Origin of the sequence: Leuconostoc carnosum (assembly GCF_014207505.1) — a bacterium.
GTDB lineage: Bacteria > Bacillota > Bacilli > Lactobacillales > Lactobacillaceae > Leuconostoc > Leuconostoc carnosum.
Genome location: NZ_JACHGL010000003.1, coordinates 200,296 through 217,211 on the forward strand (window position 1 = coordinate 200,296; position 16,916 = coordinate 217,211).

Sequence of the window (16,916 nt, forward strand, 5' to 3'; positions counted from 1 at the left end):
TTTGTTTTTCGCTGTGTTTTGTTTGTTACAGTTTGATTACAAATTCAAATATTCTAGTGAATTTATCCTCGTATAGGCACAAAAAAAGCAATCGCCGCTGTTTCCGCAGACAACGTTTGCTCCAATATAAAGGTATTGCGGACAATATTTCGCAAAATTCCGTATTTATTCACAGTATTACTATATTTAATTATACGCTTTTGATATATATTTGCAAGTAACCATCTAAATAATCACAATGCTCTCTCAACAAGCTATTTCTTAATTTAATCACTTAATTTTAAACATTTTCAGTGTCAAAAGTTGGTACATTTGGGTCTCGTGCTATTTCAACTAACTGTAGGAACTTTTTAGGGTCTAAAGCAGCCGTACCAACTAATACACCATCAATATCTGCTTGCGACATAATTTCGCGCGCATTTTCTGGTGTCACTGATCCACCATACAATACACGAACTTGCTCAGCAATAACTGGTGAATACAGTTTGGCTAAAGTTTGACGGATAAGATGTGCTGCTTTTTGCGCTTGATCAGCTGTAGCTGCCTCCCCTGATCCAATCGCCCATGTTGGTTCATAAGCAATTGTAACGTTTCGAATCTGATCAACGGATACGCCAGCTAAAGCAGCCGCTACTTGAGCAACAGAAGGATCAGCATCCATGAATTGCGCATAAGTTCTCATATCTTCATCAACATCAATAATAGGACGTAAACCGTTACGTAAAGCTGCCGTCACCTTAAGATTAACAGTCGAATCCGTTTCATTAAAGAATTTACGGCGTTCAAAGTGTCCAATTAAAACGTACTCTGCACCAATATCTTTAAGTGCCTTAGGCGAAGTTTCGCCTGTATAGGCACCACTATCTTCCCAATGTACATTTTCAGCGACAACATGAATCGGTGAGTCAACAGTGTCACGCACCATATTAGCTAAAAACAAGTCCTGTGCTGCAATGCCTGTTTCAACGATTTTCTGATCCGGCACTTCACTATTAACTTGCTTTAAGAAATCGGCAACATCTGCCTGCAATTTATTAATTTTCCAATTTGCTACAACAAACGGCACACGATGTTCTTTATGAATTCTTACCATAATTATTTATCATCTCCTCGTAACATCATAAACATAAATGCTGCTTCAATCAAAAGAAAAATTGCAGTATAACGCGAGTCTTCATTAATAAGATTTAATATGCCATAACTAATAACCAATACACCCAAGCCCATGCTTGTTTTAATCAATGAACGTTGATATTTACTGCGTGTCAATTGCTCAGTTAAGCGTTGATTTTCTGCCGTTAGCTCAGAAACATCAAGTTTCAAAGCCTCAATCTTATCCAGTAAGTCGTCATTTTCTTGCTGTATCGTTTCAATTGCTGTTTGCGATACTGTCTCTTCTACCTCTTTCGAAGCATGCTGTTTTCGTTTGAAAAGTAACATATTTGTTCTCCAATGCTTCTATTTTACCACAAAACCCTAACACACTAAAATAACAAAGGATATTATGGTAGAAAAACAATTAATTTGTTGATTATTTCTTCCCGAGTCTATCATTAACAATAAAAAAACTGAGTTACTAACAATCCATGTTAGTAACCCAGCTGAAATGCAGCTAGCGGGAGTCGAACCCGCACGCCCTAAACGGGCACAGGATCCTTAATCCTGCGCGTCTGCCAATTCCGCCACAGCTGCATATGTCATATTGACAACCCAATAATTATAGCGTAAATCCAATAAGTCGTCAAGGTACCAGTAGTCATTCCATGAGTTACCACCTAAATATTGAGAACCATCATCATTTTCTATAAAATAGTCATAGAGGGCTATTCTCTGTAATAGTTAATAAACAGCATTTTTTCGGTATTTTGTTTTTTCCCTTGCTTCTTCTCTCAGATGTGTTATACTAAATGAGTAATAAAAGTTTTTGATTTTGATTTGTTTTTCTAGGAAGGCGCTCAAGTACCAATTATTTAAGTTACAAACAAAAAATTATTGGTGAGCACACCAAAAGGAGAAACATATCATGGAAAAAGGCACAGTAAAGTGGTTTAACGGCGAAAAGGGTTACGGTTTCGTAACTCGCGAAAATGGTGAAGATGTCTTCGCACATTTCTCAGCTATTCAAGGTGACGGCTTCAAGACTCTTGAAGAAGGTCAAGCTGTTGAATTCGAAGTTGAATCATCAGATCGTGGTTTGCAAGCTGCAAACATCACAAAGTTGTAAGATTAAGTTCTAAAACTTTCAAAACTCGCTTCGGCGAGTTTTTTTGTGTCCACTATTCGTGGTATAATAGAATCGTTAAATTAAACACAAACTAAGGAGTTTATCACACATGTCTAAGTTAGTATTAATCCGTCACGGTCAAAGTGAATGGAATGCATTGAACTTGTTCAACGGTTGGATTGACACAAAATTATCTGATAAGGGTGTCGCCCAAGCTAAAGAAGCTGGTCAATTGTTGGCAGCTGAAGATATTCAATTCGATCAAGCATATACATCTGTTTTGACACGTGCAATCACAACATTGCATTATGCACTTGAAGAAGCTGGTCAGTTGTTCATTCCTGAAGCTAAATCATGGCGTTTAAATGAACGTCACTATGGTGCATTGCAAGGTCAAAATAAAGCAGAAGCTGCTGAAAAATGGGGCGATGAACAAGTACACATCTGGCGTCGTTCGTATGACGTTTTGCCTCCACTACTAGATAGCTATGATAAAGAAGTTGAAGTACAAGGTAACACTTACCCTGCTTTCGATCGTCGTTACGCTGATGTTCCTGAAGGTGAATTACCATTAGGCGAAAACTTGAAGATTACTTTGGAACGTGTGTTACCTTTCTGGGAATCAGATATCTCAAAGGATTTGAAAGCTGGTAAAAATGTTGTTATCGCGGCACATGGTAACTCATTGCGCGCTTTGGCAAAACATCTCGAGCATATCTCGGATGATGACATCTTAAACCTTGAAATCGCTAATGGACAACCACTAGTTTATGATTTGGATGATAATTTAGAAGTTATCTCTAAGAAGACATTGAGTAAGTAATCTCAATCCAAATAAAAATACCGTTACTAACTAATTGTAGTAACGGTATTTTTATTTGGTTACGTGTATAAATAAAAAAGGATGCACATTAGCATCCTCTTAATTATTGCCCCTGCTGGATTCGAACCAGCGCATAGCGGTACCAAAAACCACTGCCTTACCACTTGGCGAAGGGGCAATAGTTAATTTATTTAGCCGTTAACTATTATATCGGCTATGGGAGCGGTAGGATTCGAACCTACGAACCCGAAGGAACGGAGTTACAGTCCGTCGCGTTTAGCCAGACTTCGCTACACTCCCATATCTCAAACAACTATACTATCATATCAAATTTACGATACTCTGGCAACCCCTTCTTTTATTAAAATATCACCATTACCACTATGAAATTGTGATATACTAATATTTTTATACCAATAACCTTGTTTATATGACCAGCATTCATTATACTAGAATAAGGTTAAAATCCGAATTTGGAGTAGAATATCATGATTATAGCCACTAAAAATAAACAGCGTCGCTACGCAATAATTAGCTTTATCATCGCTATATTACTGGCCGCTCTTGTTAAATTAAATTTTGTGCTGCCTGTTGCACTTGATAATGCCATTCACAATTTGTTTAATCAGTTCCAAACACCCTTTGGAGATGTCATGATGAGTATTGCCGCTTTTCTGGGAAATCCTATCGTTGATATTGTTTACGCACTCATTCTGGCCGGTGTGCTTATTATCGCAGAATTACGTATCCCAGCGATTTGGACTGTGTTGACACTGTTATTTGGTAATCTATTCACTACGATCATAAAAATAATAGTTAACAGAGACAGGCCAATCGGGCACCTACTTGCTGATAACGGACCATCTTTCCCTAGCAACCATGTATTTAGTTTATTCGTTGTCATTTTTATTGTCGTGATATTAGTCATTCCTAATATTAATTCACCGTTGACACAATTAATTAGTCGTTGGCTGATAGTTGTGATTGGCCTAATGACAATTATGAGCCGCATATATTTCAACGCCAATTTTTTGAGTGATACTTTTGCAGCTGTTTTGTTAGCTTACGCTTGGGTTATATTATCTGCCTCACTATACCCAAAGCTAGCAACTTTTTTAAAATCCAACATCACACTCTTCAAACACGATGAAATCTAATAACGCAACTCATAGTTATACTATAAAATAAAGGCTTGATTCCAAATTTAATGGAATCAAGCCTTTATTTTTAGCATAATAATTAACATGTTACTGTTAAATTCTAATACAATTACTCGTCTTTTTTGTCTAATCCAATTGTATAATCGTCTGCTTCCATGGCTTCAACGGCCCCAAGCAAATAACCATTTCCTACACCAGAAAAGAAATCATGATTAGCCGTGGATGTTGAGATTCCATTCATAACAATTGGGTTGACATCTTCTGCCCCATCCGGAAACATTGGTTCTTGGCCTAAGTTCATCAATGCCTTGTTAGCATTGTAACGCAGGAAAGTTAGGACTTGTTCAGTCCATCCCAAATCATCATAAAGTTCGTGTGTATACTTTTCTTCATTATCATACAATTCATAAAGCAGATCATACATCCATGTTTGTAACGAATCGCGTTCGGCTTCAGGTAGTCGATTAAAACCAATTTGAAATTTATAACCAATATATGTGCCGTGCACTGACTCATCGCGAATGATCAATTTAATAATCTCTGCCACGTTCAACATTTTGTTGTGACCTAAGAAATACAATGGCGTGTAAAAGCCAGAATAAAACAAAAAAGTTTCCAAAAATACTGAAGCAATTTTCTTTTGTAAAGGTGAACCTGTCTGATAAATATCGTTAATACGATTAGCTTTGTATTGTAGAAATTCATTAGTATCAGCCCAATCAAAGATAGCTTCAATTTCAGATTTTTGGTTTAATGTTTCAAAAATTGATGAATATGATTTTGCATGAACGGATTCCATAAATTGAATATTGTTCAAAACAGCTTCTTCTTTTTGATTGACAGCATCTAATTTCAACTGTGACATACCATCTTGTGACTGCAACGTATCTAATGTTGTCAATCCACCAAACACCAAGTTCATCGTTTGACGTTCTTGTGGCGACATGTTTCCACGCCAAATGCGTAAATCATTTGAAATAGGAATACGTGTATCTAGCCAAAATTGTTGTGTCAACTTTTCCCAAGTTGCCTTGTCTAGTTCATCTTCAATATTATTCCAGTTAATTGCTGTATATGAGTTGTTTTTTGAATGTTCCACAGTTATTCTCCAAATAAGGGTTTTATGATATTATATACTTTTTCCGCATCAAATTGGCTACCACGTAACTCATAAGCAAATAACATAGGTACCCCAAATTTTTGGGCATATCGTAATCCGGTTAAATTAAATTGTACGTTGAAATTGCGATTCCCAGAACCAACTATCCCTTTTAGATAAGCGCTATTACGGCCAAAAGAAATATAGTCACCTAAAGCGTTGGTAAATATTTCGGTTACTTCAGGTCCTGTGCCCGTTCCACCATTGAGATAAGTTGGTACAATCGCTATATATGGCTCTGTCTCGTTAGCATAATCCGTTTCATCGCCAATAAGACGTGAACTAAACTCATCCCCATTAGCTTCTGTAATACTTTTGAGCTTTTCTACAAAGGATATTGTGTTCCCCTCTGTAGAAGCATACAAGACATTAATTTTTGTCATTAATACGATGTCCTTTGTTTAATTATCCAATCATATCACACAATTGTCACAAATAAGTATGAAAATCTCCAATAAACTGTATGTTTTCATATTTACTTTTCAAAACTAAATTGAGCAACTCTCACACTCGTTAACACCTGACTCTTGGTTATCATCAGTAAATGTGCGGACATAATACAATGACTTAATATCCTTGTGAAACGCATAGTTACGTAAGATAGTTAGATCACGGGTTGTCATTTTATCAGTTCGACCATTTTTCCATTCATACAAACCGCTTGGTAATGTCGAACGCATAAATAGCGTCAGCGACATCCCCTGATCTACATGCGCCTGAGCAGTGGCATAAACATCAATGACCTTTCGCATATCAGTATCATAAGCTGATACATAATATGGCATCGTTTCATTACTCAATCCTGGTGCTGGATAATAAACCTTTCCAATCATACCTTCTTGACGTTCTTCAATTTTATTAACAATAGGCAATAGTGTCGCAGTTGTATCGTTAACATAAGATATCGAACCTGTCGGTGCTACGGCATGACGATAAGCGTGATACATACCATATGTCATCACATCATTTTTTAATTCAAGCCAGTCACTTTTTGTTGGCACATGATGTTGACCAAATTCTCGAATCACCTTAGTAGTCTTTGGTATCCAATCTTTAGCTAAATATTTATCAAAATATGATCCGTCCGCGTAGGCTGATTTATCAAATTCAAAGAAAGTTTCATGACGCTCTTTGGCAATCCTTACTGATGCTTTGATGGAATAATAATTCAGTGTCATGAAAAATGTTGATGTGAAATCTAATGCTTCTTCATCACCATAATACATCTGATGTTGTGCAAAATATGCTGCCAGTCCCATAGCACCCAAACCAATGGCATGCTTTTCATGATTACCTTTAGCAATTGATGGTACAACATCCAACTTTGATGTATCTGAAACGTAGGTCAGCGCACGTACCATAGCATCAACTGATTGATCAAAATTATCAGTATGCATCATATTCACGATATTTACTGAACCTAAGTTACAACTAACATCTGAGCCTAAGCGTGTATAATGCTGATCATCATCAATGTCTGATGGTGCCTGTACCTGCAAAATTTCCGAACATAAATTCGACGACACAATCTTACCAGAAATAGGGTTGGCACGATTGGTCGTATCGATATTAATAATATAAGGATAACCCGACTCTTGTTGTAATTTCGAAATTTCTTCTTCTAGTGAACGGGCGTCCAACTCATACTTGCGAATTTTATCATTGGCCACCATTTTGTCATATTCAGCAGTGATATCAACATAATTAAATGGCTGTCCATAGACATCTTCAACATCTGCTGGACTGAAAAGATACATCTTTTCATTATTTTTAACAAGTTCATAGAACTTATCTGGCACTGTTAAACCAAGAGAAAGTGTCTTGACACGTATTTTTTCATCAGCATTCTCTTTCTTTGTTGACAAAAAAGGCATAATATCAGGATGGAATATTGATAAATAAGCCACACCAGCGCCTTGACGTGCCCCAACTTGTGATGAAAATGTAAATGAATCTTCTAATAATTTCATAATTGGCACAACGCCACCAGCGGCGTTGTCAATTCCCATCACAGGTGCGCCACCTTCACGAACGTTGCTCAGCGTGATACCAACTCCCCCACCCATCTTTGACAATTGTAAAGCAGAGTTAATTGTACGTCCGATTGAATTCATATCGTCTGAAGTTTGAATAATGAAACAAGACACCAGTTCACCACGACGTGCCCGGCCAGCATTCAAAAAACTAGGTGTGGCTGGTTGATAACGTTGGTGAATCATTTCATCAGCTATACGTAAAGCAACTACTTCATCACCGTCAGCATAGTACAATGCATTCATAGCGACACGATCCACGTACGTTTCAATGTAGTATTGACCGTCATTAGTTTTCAATGCGTACTGATTATAAAACTTGAATGCCGCCATAAAAGACTTAAACTTAAAGTTTTCGCCGTTTAAATAAGCATAGAGTTTCTCAATAAACTCTAAATTATACTTTTTTATAAATTCACGTTCCAAAAAATCATTCTCGAATAACCATTCGAAACGTTCTGACAATGAGTCAAACTTCATGACATTTGGTCGAACATTCTCTCTCAAAAAAGCATCAAGTGCTTCTTGATCTTTTTCAAGTTGGATTTGGCCATTTTTAGGAATATTGATTTGATTATTCAAATCAAAATAAGTCACTTCATTTAGGTTCAGGTCTTTTAATGACATAATTTTCGTCCTCTATCTCTTTATAGATACTGTATCGTGTGAAAATAAAAAAATATCGCCTGCATACCGCACGATATTTTTTGGCTTCAGTTTATGCTGAAATCTTTTTTAATACATCCGGACGGAAACCAGAAAACTTTGGCATGCCTTCAATTGAGACTACAGGTGTCTGACGGAACCCATCAGCTTTTAACTCATCAACATATTTTATTTCTTCTTCAATATTGATTTCTTTAAATGCAATGCCTTGTGATTCTAAAAACTTTTTAGTCATTTTGCACTGTACACAGTCGTATTTCGTATATACTATCACTTTTTCCATGCTACTACCTCTATATTTATGTTGCTTATTTATTTTTTGATTTACTATCTATTAGTTTACCTATTTTTCAGAATTAAACAAGGACAATATCAGTCTTTACAAACAATTGTTCCCACGATACGCGGAAAGTCGGCGTTTAATAAAAAAATTAATATAAAATATTTTGAATCTACGATACGAACTTTAAAAACACTGTTATACCAATGTTTTATATCTTGTATCATTTATTTCTATTTGTGGCCACTTTATTATAAAACTCGTTAAAATGTTGTCAGTGTTCGTTTTATTATTATAGACATATTTATTCAATTCTTTTTATAGCGAAATTGCGTTCGCTTTTTTTCTTCTTTAATATTTCAAAATTTAAAAATGTTCGCTTTTTAAAAGTTATAATTTTATTATGGTTTATCTTTTATCTCATTTTCTGGTATAATACCCAATAGTATACATATTAGAAAAGAGGTTTACGATTTTGGATTCTGGTCCGTCTATGCTCTTCAACTTTTTCATTATTGTTGTCGTGCTGTTACTTGCTATTTTGTTTACTTTAACAGAATATGCCTTGGTTAAAGTTCGTCTTAGTGCTTTACGTGCATTAAAAGATACACGTGACAAACCCTCACGTAATATTGATAATGCCATTCACATGGTCACACATTTAACCGAATACCTGTCAACCGCACAAGTCGGAATTACATTGACAAGTTTGATTTTAGGTTGGGTTGGTGAAGAAACAGTCGCTCAAATCATTCTTGGTTCTAACATTCTCCCCGCAGAATATGCACGCGCAGTTTCATCGGTTGCGGCAATGATTATCTTCACTGTGGTTCACGCTGTATTCACCGATTTAGTACCAAAAAACATTGCTATTGAATCACCTGTTAAGGTACTACTTATTATTGTTCGTCCCGTTCGTTTTTTCCATATTACCCTATTTCCATTGATTTGGACGTTAGATCATTTGTCTAACTTTATTACACACTTACTTGGATTTCGAACAGACGGTGAAGAAGATATTTACTCACAGACTGAAATATTATCCTTATCTAAGAATGCAGCAGCCGCTGGTGAATTAGATGAAGAAGATTTAACCTTTATGCAACGTGCTTTTGCCATGAATGATAAGGTAGCTGTTGATATTATGATTGATCGGACATCAATGACTGCTGTTGATGTTAAAACACCAATATCTGACGCCTTAAATTTATATCTGCAAGAACGCTATTCAAGATTCCCAGTCATTGCTGATAATGATAAAGATAAGGTATTAGGCTACGTTTTCAACTATGATTTGGTTCGCCAAGCACGAATCAATGATCATGATCCTGTTTCTAAGATCATGCGTGATATTCCAGCCGTACCTGAAAATATGGATTTACACGATGTCATGGATGAAATGATTATTAAACGCTCTCCGATTGCTATTGTGGTCGACGAATATGGTGGTACCAGTGGTTTAATTACAGATAAAGATATCTATGAAGAATTATTCGGTACTGTTCGTGATGAAATTGATGATGTGTCCGATGACTATATCGAAAAGCTCGGTGATCACCGTTATAAAGTATCTGGTAAAATGACGCTTTATGATTTTGAACGATACTTTAATCAAAATGTTAAAGAATTAGAAGACGATGATGCTGTAACATTGACAGGTTATATCTTAAATCAAGATCCTGAATTTAGAGCCGGAAACATGATGAAAGTTGCTAATTTTGAAATAACAGCTTTAGATTACGATAATGCCTACATTTCTGAATTCATTGTGCAAGTGTTACCGACACCACGAGAAGATCTTAACAGTAATGGTGTCTTTGACGATGACGAAATTACAAATGTCACTGATCATAATACAAAGGATTTGTCTCAAAACACGTCAAGATAATCAATCGCTTCGGCGGTTTTTTTATTTAGTTGTCTTTTCAAGAAATTAACACCATTAAATGTTAAAATGGAATTAATAAATTTTAGGAGGAAATGTGTTGCAATAACCTTGAGCTACTAATCACTTATAATTTGCGACATAGTGATTTTAACCAAGTATAATTTGGAGCACGCCAGTAATATGTCTATTAACCTCTATATCGTTCGCCATGGCGAAACATATTTTAATTTTCTACACCGCTTTCAAGGCTGGTCTGACGCCCCTTTAACAGAGCGTGGTATTCAACACGGCTTGGATGCAGGTTTGCGGTTGGCAAACCTCCACTTTGACGGTGCTTATTCATCCGATTTAACTCGCGCTGTCCATACTGCACGATACATTTTACAAAATAACACAGTAGATTCACCTCTAGAGCCAACTCAATTACCTGATTTCCGTGAACAATTTTTCGGATCATTTGAAGGTATTGATAGCGAGGTAGTATCAACAACCCTCAATGCTTTTAAAAGTGAGCCGTTTGAATCTTATTCTGAATTAATTAAGAACTATGGCATGCCTGATGCTATGGATACACTCCATCTAGCTGATCCATTTAGCTTTGCTGAAACCGATGACAAATGGACACAACGTGTGCAACATGGGTTTGCTGACATTAGAGACCGTCATAACGATGGTGATAATGTCTTAATTGTATCGCACGGTACAACAATTCGCGGAATCGCTGAAAAACTAGGACACCACGATTTTGCCAGTACACCGGTCACTAATGGTGCGGTTATGCAGATAGAACTAACACCTGATAGTACAACACTAACGAACTTCAACGACAATACAACAATTTTTTAATAGACAATGTTTCAAAAAACTGTTACACTAACAATAATCTAATAAAGGAAGTACAGTAACTTGTTGAATGAATTTTAAGATCCCGTATGATAAAAATAACTGAGTTATTTTTGTGTACATTTTCTTGAGATTGGTTCGGAATTAGCTGTCTTTGACGCGTAAAATGCCCCCAGTCTCGTAATTTACTGGAGGTATTTTTTATATGACAGAGCAACATTCAACGACAGAAGCCCCACGCCAAGTATTCTTGGTGGGTCTAACAACAAATAACGGTAGTTTTAACTACGAAATAGAAGAATTAGGCAATCTAGCGAAAGCAAATAATCTAGAACCAGTTGAAACTTTTACACAAAAGCTTGAACGCCCTAATCCGGCATTGTATTTTGGTAAAGGTAAAGTTGAAGAATTGGCTGAAGCAGTTAAAACATACGATGTAGATATGATTATCGCCAACGATGAATTATCCCCCTCACAAATTCGTAACTTAGAAAAAGAGACCAATGTGACAGTCGTTGACCGTACTGGGTTAATTTTAGATATTTTTGCACAACGTGCACAAACTAAAGAAGCTAAATTACAGGTACAATTAGCACGCTTACAATACCAATTACCACGTTTACGCACAAGCATGTCGGTTAGTCTCGATCAACAAACAGGTGCTGGTGGTGGTGGCTTTACATCACGTGGTGCTGGTGAAACAAAGTTGGAAGAATCTCGTCGCCGTATTACCGCACAAATGGTTCATATTCGCCAAGACCTGGCTTCACTCACAAAAAGTGACACAACACGCACTGTACGTCGTAATAGCAATGACCTAGCTAACGTCGCCTTAGTAGGCTACACAAATGCCGGCAAGTCGACATTAATGAACCGTTTGCTCAAACGTTTTGGCGTTGGCGCCGATACTGACACCAGCAAACAAGTGTTTGAAAAAAATATGCTCTTTGCTACGCTGAACACAACCGTACGTCAACTTACATTACCAGATAAAAAGCAGTTCTTATTAAGTGATACGGTTGGCTTCGTTTCTAAATTACCCCATAACTTAGTCGCTGCCTTTAAATCAACACTGCAAGAAGCAGCCAGCGCTGATCTACTACTACAAGTTGTCGACGTGTCAGATGACCATTATAAAGAGATGATGGCTACTACTGAAGCAACCTTGGCTGAAGTTGGTATTCATGACATCCCAATGATCACTATCTATAATAAAGCAGACCGAACCGAACTCACTTATCCTGAATTATCGGGTGAAAATGCAATTACTATTTCAGCATTAGATACTGCCTCACAAGATGCACTGATCACATTGATTAAGCAACAAATATTTAAAGATGTTACAACAGTCAAACTCCATGTACCTTTTGATAAGGGTGGTATTTCAGCAAAGTTAGCAGCAAATCACACTTTTATAACAGAAGATTATGATGAACATGGTAGCTTAATCACGGTTGAATTATCGCAGTTAGAACGCGAGCTATTTAAAGAATATATTATTTAACCAAGAATGGATTATCTATAGAAAAAGAACGCCTAGGCGTTCTTTTTGCTTGCATTAAAATATAACATAATTAACCCTAAAATCAGAATAGCTATGATAATTGATAAGTAACCAAAAATTTGAAAGCCATGCAGTCCACCCAGTTTTGCTTGTAACAAAGCACCAACTGTTGTTCCTAAAGCCCCCATGAACATCTGTAACGTTTGTATGATTGCTGTTGCGTCAGACTTTTCTGAGGCTGGTACATCAACTAGAGCTGCAGTTTGTGCCCCAGTAAAAGCCATATTTCGACCAATGATAAACACGATATACAACATAATAATCGAAATAAGTGCCAAATGTTGCGTCCAAATAGCCATAATTAATACAACAATTGTGAAAATCCAATTGCCTACGTACAAGGGTAGTTTAGCACCCTTTAAATCATATACTCGACCAAATATAGGGTTTAAAAAAGCACCAATCAGTGAACCAGGTAATAAAGAAAAACCTGCCAAAAAACTAGATGTATGCAAAACTTCCTGTAAGAAAGTTGGAATAATTAAATTCAGTCCCAACATAACAAACATATATAATGAAATTGGCAATAATAAAGCAACAAATTTCACTTCAGTAAATAACTTTAAATCTAAAAAACTTTGTTTTGAGTGTCGCCCACGCCAGATAAAAGCGACTAGTGTGACAATAATAATGCTAACTAATAGCCAGTTGACACGCCCCTGTTCTAATTGGTTCACAACTAGTAAAGTAACTATCAAAAATATAGATAACAAGGAAAATGCTAACGCGTCAAATTTTTGTTTCACAGGATAACGTTCGATAGCTACAACAGTTCGCCAGCCTAAAATAAGTGACAATATGGGTGCAATTAGTAAAATAAAGAAGATGGATCGCCAGCCTAATGTGTCTACTAATACCCCCCCATAAGTAGGCCCAAATGATGGTGCCAAACTAACAACTAATGCGGCTAACCCCATCCAAACACCAATTTTGGCATGTGGCACAGTCGCCACAACAACGTTAAACACTAGTGGCATAGCAATACCAGCAGAAATACCTTCTAAAATACGTCCCAATAATAACACCGGAATATTGTTGGCCAACCCAGCAATTAATGTGCCGATGATAAAAATAAACACACTAACCAACCATAACATTCGTCTGCTAAACCGCTTGGTCAAGTAGGCACTTGTAGTCACCATAACCGTTACTGCAAGTAGATAAGCTGTTGTTACCCATTGAATGAGATTTAAATTTGTATTAAAAACTTTTGTTAACACTGGAAACGTCACATTCATTGCTGTTTCCGCCATGATACCTGAAAAAGCGACCAATGCGACTGATACAATGCCAAGTGCTGTTTTTAAAGATACTTTTTCCATAATGCTTGCTTTACCTCTCCACATAAAGAAAAGCTGAACAGCCATAAATGGCAGATCAGCTTTTATACTCGCTAGATTGAGTTAATCGTATAGTTAAGTCTATCCGAATTTACCAAGGGTGTCAACTCAATACAGAAATTTAAAATATAACATGAAATCGAAGTTAATCGTATAATAAGCGAAGTTGACTACACTTATTATACTATGATAAACTAGTTATGAAGTTTATTTCACATTAGGGATGATAACTATGTTCATTATAAATATTGTACAGCAGCAGCGTAAAGCGTGCGCTTTCACACAAGAAGAGTTAGCTAAAAAAATTGGTGTCTCACGTCGTACGATTATATCTCTAGAAAAAGGTAACTACACACCTTCTTTACTGCTAGCCTTTCAACTTTCAGAAGCATTAGACACACCAATTGATAAATTATTTCAATTGGACAAGGAGAAGGAAATTCAATCATGAAAAAAATAATTTTTGAGCAAGTTGGTAATATTATTACTACAATTTTGTTAACCCTCGCTCTTATCGAAATAATTAATTTATCGCCAAAACCCCTAGCTGGGTCATCACAAATTAACGCAGGGAGCTTATTTTTTATCTTCTTAATATGGTCTAGTGTTTTTGGTCTGCTACGTTTTGCTTATCAAAAATATGGACACGATGGCTATAATACAAAAAAAAGGGAAATGAGTAGTTTCGACGAACGAGAAAAACATCTGAGCCATTTTGCTGCAGCTAAAACCTACCGCTTATTCATAGCCCTAATACCATCTGTTTCCAGTATCGTTATTTTTGTTCAACTAGTTATCCCAATGACTAAGAATCAAAGTCAGATTATAATGCTAATTAGTTTTAGTGTTGTCACTTGCATTGGATTTATAAATTATTTATTTTGCTGGGTGCTTGCAGACCGGAAAAATTTAGAAATATAGTAACTACAATATAGATCACTTCTCAACCTAATCAATAAACATTAACCCTTTGCTATTCGAATTATTTAAAAAAAGCCCAATCCGAAGATTGGGCTTTTTGAATAACGTTGTGATTGCCACAAAACGTGAATAATTATTATTAACGCTTTGAGAATTGAGAAGCTTTACGAGCCTTCTTCAAACCTGGCTTCTTACGTTCCTTCATACGTGAGTCACGAGTCAACAAACCTGCTGCCTTCAAGACTGCACGGAAATCAGGATCTACTGTCAACAATGCACGAGCGATACCGTGACGTGTTGCACCAGCTTGACCAGAATAACCACCACCAATAACATTTACTAATACATCATAGTTACCTAATGTATCAGTAGCATTGAATGGTTGCAAAACAACTTCACGCAAGTTAGCGAAAGGAATGTATTCTTCGATTGACTTGCCGTTCATTGTGATTTGGCCATTACCTGGAACCAAACGCACACGAGCAACTGAGTTCTTACGACGACCTGTGCCGGCATATTGTACTGCTGTAGTCATAATTTAGATTCTCCTTTCTTAAACCAACTTGTTGATGTCAAGTGCTTCGGGCTTTTGTGCAGCATTTGCATGTTCTGCACCTGCGTATACATGCAAGTTCAATCCTTGCTTACGACCCAAAGTGTTCTTTGGTAACATACCATGAATTGATAATTCAACCAACTTTTCAGGGTTGAATTCACGATAGTTTCCAGCTGTGCGAGCCTTCAATCCACCTGGGTGGTTTGAGTGATGGTAATAAATCTTATCAGTAGCTTTCTTACCTGTCAATTTAACTTCGCTTGCATTAATGATGATCACATGATCACCCATGTCAACGTTTGGTGTAAACGTTGGCTTGTTCTTACCACGCAAAATTGAAGCAACTACTGTTGACAAACGTCCCAAAACGACGTCCTTGGCATCAATAATATACCACTTCTTTTCGATTTCACCTGGTTTTGCTAAAAATGTTGTACGCATGTTTGCGCTCCTTTGATTAGTTGTTTACAAGTATAGCCGTTCCTTGCCATACATTTACAATAAGTTTCCGGGGCTTATCGTGAGGTAAACAATACCGTCTACTATCTTAACTAAAAAAACGTATATTGTCAATGGGTTTAAGCAAATTTAATTGATTATCTCACTAGTATTAACACCCTTTATTATTAGAGTGAATCCTGTTTTTAATCATAATATATTTCATCTAAATATAAGCCACTAGCCGGTGCGGTAAATCTCGCTTGTTCACGATCTTTCACAGCAATTAAACGGACAATATCATGAATATCACGACGACCATTACCAATTTCTAATAAGACCCCAACCATAATGCGAATCTGATTATATAAAAATGCATTACCTTCAAAAGTAAACACTAATTCTTGATCACTTTCTTTAATTTCAACATCAGCACGTGTAATTGTGCGAATTGTTGTTGCTGTTTGATTCCCAGACGCAGCAAAACTGGCAAAATCGTGTTCACCGATCAAATCAGGTAATGCTAATTGTATACGTTTTGTATCTAATTGCCACTGAAAGTGACCCGTATATTTGCGTTTGAAAGGATCAGTATAATCTTGTGTGGATACCCGATAAATATAACGCTTTGCATGTGTATTAAAACGCGCATGAAAATTATCAGATACTTTTTCAACATGTTGAATCAATATATCTCGTGGTAATAAAGTATTTAGACCTTTACGAACACCAATTTCATGAATATTAAAAGGCAAATCAAAATGCACGACTTGTCCGAAAGCATGCACACCAGTATCAGTTCGTGATGCACCAACCACTTTAATCGGTTCAATTGGATTCTTGGCCATTTGATTAACTGCTTTATTCAATTCACCCTGAACAGTACGCTGACACTCAACACCATGTTTTGTTTGTACTTGAAAACCAAAAAAATCTGATCCATCATAGGATACGGTCGCTTTATATCTTGGCATAGTCTTTAAATATCAAATAGCCAAAGGCCATCCGTTCCCCTTATTAA

At 36.6% G+C, this 16,916-nt stretch carries 18 protein-coding genes and 3 tRNA genes; 8 read left to right on the forward strand and 13 right to left on the reverse strand.

The features are described from left to right. Positions 1–280: 280 nt before the first annotated feature. The 3 genes from tpiA to HNQ98_RS04645 form a co-directional block, all read right to left on the reverse strand. Entirely contained in the window at positions 281–1,093 is an 813-nt protein-coding gene (gene tpiA / locus HNQ98_RS04635; protein WP_014973735.1) for a triose-phosphate isomerase, read from the reverse strand. A 2-nt stretch (positions 1,094–1,095) separates the two neighbouring features. Beyond that, a complete protein-coding gene (locus tag HNQ98_RS04640; RefSeq protein WP_014973734.1) occupies positions 1,096–1,440 on the reverse strand; it encodes a hypothetical protein in 345 nt (114 codons plus the stop codon). Positions 1,441–1,607: 167 nt separating this feature from the next. Continuing rightward, positions 1,608–1,692, reverse strand: a tRNA-Leu gene (locus HNQ98_RS04645). Positions 1,693–2,023: 331 nt separating this feature from the next. Here HNQ98_RS04645 and HNQ98_RS04650 point away from each other — a divergent pair. After that, a complete protein-coding gene (locus tag HNQ98_RS04650; RefSeq protein ID WP_014973733.1) occupies positions 2,024–2,224 on the forward strand; it encodes a cold-shock protein in 201 nt (66 codons plus the stop codon). A gap of 109 nt (positions 2,225–2,333) precedes the next feature. Next, positions 2,334–3,047, forward strand: coding sequence for a 2,3-diphosphoglycerate-dependent phosphoglycerate mutase (gene gpmA / locus HNQ98_RS04655; protein WP_014973732.1), 714 nt, complete (start codon positions 2,334–2,336; stop codon positions 3,045–3,047). Between the two features lie 106 nt (positions 3,048–3,153). On the opposite strand, the gene HNQ98_RS04660 is transcribed toward gpmA, so the two are convergent. Together HNQ98_RS04660 and HNQ98_RS04665 are read right to left on the reverse strand one after the other, a co-directional pair. Continuing rightward, positions 3,154–3,225, reverse strand: a tRNA-Gln gene (locus HNQ98_RS04660). 39 nt (positions 3,226–3,264) lie between these two features. Beyond that, positions 3,265–3,347: transfer RNA gene (locus tag HNQ98_RS04665), tRNA-Tyr, on the reverse strand. A gap of 188 nt (positions 3,348–3,535) precedes the next feature. Here HNQ98_RS04665 and HNQ98_RS04670 point away from each other — a divergent pair. Beyond that, positions 3,536–4,204 (forward strand): phosphatase PAP2 family protein, encoded by a 669-nt coding sequence (locus tag HNQ98_RS04670; protein WP_014973731.1) that lies wholly within the window; start codon positions 3,536–3,538, stop codon positions 4,202–4,204. Between the two features lie 112 nt (positions 4,205–4,316). On the opposite strand, the gene nrdF is transcribed toward HNQ98_RS04670, so the two are convergent. From nrdF to nrdH, 4 genes are all read right to left on the reverse strand, one after another. Further along, positions 4,317–5,306, reverse strand: a complete 990-nt coding sequence (nrdF, locus tag HNQ98_RS04675; protein ID WP_014973730.1) for a class 1b ribonucleoside-diphosphate reductase subunit beta — start codon at positions 5,304–5,306, stop codon at positions 4,317–4,319. A 2-nt stretch (positions 5,307–5,308) separates the two neighbouring features. Beyond that, complete coding sequence (locus HNQ98_RS04680) at positions 5,309–5,749, reverse strand: class Ib ribonucleoside-diphosphate reductase assembly flavoprotein NrdI (protein ID WP_014973729.1); 441 nt, start codon at positions 5,747–5,749, stop codon at positions 5,309–5,311. A gap of 105 nt (positions 5,750–5,854) precedes the next feature. Continuing rightward, positions 5,855–8,026, reverse strand: a complete 2,172-nt coding sequence (gene nrdE, locus HNQ98_RS04685; RefSeq protein WP_014973728.1) for a class 1b ribonucleoside-diphosphate reductase subunit alpha — start codon at positions 8,024–8,026, stop codon at positions 5,855–5,857. Between the two features lie 91 nt (positions 8,027–8,117). Further along, positions 8,118–8,348 carry a glutaredoxin-like protein NrdH gene (gene nrdH / locus HNQ98_RS04690; protein ID WP_019040573.1) on the reverse strand — a complete coding sequence of 77 codons (231 nt, stop codon included), beginning with the start codon at positions 8,346–8,348 and terminating at the stop codon, positions 8,118–8,120. A gap of 472 nt (positions 8,349–8,820) precedes the next feature. Between nrdH and HNQ98_RS04695 the strand changes: the two genes are divergently transcribed. From HNQ98_RS04695 to hflX, 3 genes are all read left to right on the forward strand, one after another. Further along, complete coding sequence (locus HNQ98_RS04695; protein WP_014973726.1) at positions 8,821–10,233, forward strand: hemolysin family protein; 1,413 nt, start codon at positions 8,821–8,823, stop codon at positions 10,231–10,233. A gap of 180 nt (positions 10,234–10,413) precedes the next feature. After that, positions 10,414–11,079, forward strand: coding sequence for a histidine phosphatase family protein (locus HNQ98_RS04700; protein ID WP_014973725.1), 666 nt, complete (start codon positions 10,414–10,416; stop codon positions 11,077–11,079). Positions 11,080–11,281: 202 nt separating this feature from the next. Further along, on the forward strand, positions 11,282–12,580 hold the full coding sequence (gene hflX, locus HNQ98_RS04705; RefSeq protein WP_014973724.1) for a GTPase HflX: 1,299 nt from the start codon (positions 11,282–11,284) through the stop codon (positions 12,578–12,580). 32 nt (positions 12,581–12,612) lie between these two features. On the opposite strand, the gene HNQ98_RS04710 is transcribed toward hflX, so the two are convergent. Then, positions 12,613–13,962: an MFS transporter gene (locus HNQ98_RS04710; RefSeq protein ID WP_184284956.1), complete on the reverse strand. Its 1,350-nt coding sequence runs from the start codon at positions 13,960–13,962 to the stop codon at positions 12,613–12,615. A gap of 250 nt (positions 13,963–14,212) precedes the next feature. On the opposite strand from HNQ98_RS04710, the gene HNQ98_RS04715 reads away from it, so the two are divergent. Together HNQ98_RS04715 and HNQ98_RS04720 are read left to right on the forward strand one after the other, a co-directional pair. Next, positions 14,213–14,431, forward strand: a complete 219-nt coding sequence (locus tag HNQ98_RS04715) for a helix-turn-helix transcriptional regulator (protein WP_014973722.1) — start codon at positions 14,213–14,215, stop codon at positions 14,429–14,431. Next, positions 14,428–14,901, forward strand: coding sequence for a hypothetical protein (locus HNQ98_RS04720; protein ID WP_014973721.1), 474 nt, complete (start codon positions 14,428–14,430; stop codon positions 14,899–14,901). Before HNQ98_RS04715 ends, HNQ98_RS04720 begins: the two co-directional genes overlap by 4 nt. A gap of 139 nt (positions 14,902–15,040) precedes the next feature. Here the strand turns inward: HNQ98_RS04720 and rpsI are convergent, their stop codons facing one another. The 3 genes from rpsI to truA all read right to left on the reverse strand — a co-directional run bounded on the left by rpsI (position 15,041) and on the right by truA (position 16,869). Further along, positions 15,041–15,436: a 30S ribosomal protein S9 gene (rpsI, locus tag HNQ98_RS04725; protein WP_014973720.1), complete on the reverse strand. Its 396-nt coding sequence runs from the start codon at positions 15,434–15,436 to the stop codon at positions 15,041–15,043. Between the two features lie 18 nt (positions 15,437–15,454). After that, a complete protein-coding gene (gene rplM, locus HNQ98_RS04730) occupies positions 15,455–15,898 on the reverse strand; it encodes a 50S ribosomal protein L13 (RefSeq protein ID WP_014973719.1) in 444 nt (147 codons plus the stop codon). Positions 15,899–16,101: 203 nt separating this feature from the next. After that, positions 16,102–16,869 carry a tRNA pseudouridine(38-40) synthase TruA gene (gene truA, locus HNQ98_RS04735; protein ID WP_014973718.1) on the reverse strand — a complete coding sequence of 256 codons (768 nt, stop codon included), beginning with the start codon at positions 16,867–16,869 and terminating at the stop codon, positions 16,102–16,104. Positions 16,870–16,916: the final 47 nt, after the last annotated feature.

Excerpts from the sequence above, each read along its gene's own strand:
- rpsI (WP_014973720.1), bottom strand. The coding sequence starts at position 15,436 with ATGACTACAGCAGTACAATATGCCGGCACAGGTCGTCGTAAGAACTCA.
- HNQ98_RS04700 (WP_014973725.1), top strand. The coding sequence starts at position 10,414 with ATGTCTATTAACCTCTATATCGTTCGCCATGGCGAAACATATTTTAAT.
- HNQ98_RS04670 (WP_014973731.1), top strand. The coding sequence starts at position 3,536 with ATGATTATAGCCACTAAAAATAAACAGCGTCGCTACGCAATAATTAGC.
- HNQ98_RS04720 (WP_014973721.1), top strand. The coding sequence starts at position 14,428 with ATGAAAAAAATAATTTTTGAGCAAGTTGGTAATATTATTACTACAATT.
- HNQ98_RS04710 (WP_184284956.1), bottom strand. The coding sequence starts at position 13,962 with ATGGAAAAAGTATCTTTAAAAACAGCACTTGGCATTGTATCAGTCGCA.
- nrdH (WP_019040573.1), bottom strand. The coding sequence starts at position 8,348 with ATGGAAAAAGTGATAGTATATACGAAATACGACTGTGTACAGTGCAAA.
- tpiA (WP_014973735.1), bottom strand. The coding sequence starts at position 1,093 with ATGGTAAGAATTCATAAAGAACATCGTGTGCCGTTTGTTGTAGCAAAT.
- HNQ98_RS04680 (WP_014973729.1), bottom strand. The coding sequence starts at position 5,749 with ATGACAAAAATTAATGTCTTGTATGCTTCTACAGAGGGGAACACAATA.
- HNQ98_RS04640 (WP_014973734.1), bottom strand. The coding sequence starts at position 1,440 with ATGTTACTTTTCAAACGAAAACAGCATGCTTCGAAAGAGGTAGAAGAG.
- nrdE (WP_014973728.1), bottom strand. The coding sequence starts at position 8,026 with ATGTCATTAAAAGACCTGAACCTAAATGAAGTGACTTATTTTGATTTG.
- hflX (WP_014973724.1), top strand. The coding sequence starts at position 11,282 with ATGACAGAGCAACATTCAACGACAGAAGCCCCACGCCAAGTATTCTTG.
- rplM (WP_014973719.1), bottom strand. The coding sequence starts at position 15,898 with ATGCGTACAACATTTTTAGCAAAACCAGGTGAAATCGAAAAGAAGTGG.
- truA (WP_014973718.1), bottom strand. The coding sequence starts at position 16,869 with ATGCCAAGATATAAAGCGACCGTATCCTATGATGGATCAGATTTTTTT.
- gpmA (WP_014973732.1), top strand. The coding sequence starts at position 2,334 with ATGTCTAAGTTAGTATTAATCCGTCACGGTCAAAGTGAATGGAATGCA.
- HNQ98_RS04650 (WP_014973733.1), top strand. The coding sequence starts at position 2,024 with ATGGAAAAAGGCACAGTAAAGTGGTTTAACGGCGAAAAGGGTTACGGT.
- HNQ98_RS04715 (WP_014973722.1), top strand. The coding sequence starts at position 14,213 with ATGTTCATTATAAATATTGTACAGCAGCAGCGTAAAGCGTGCGCTTTC.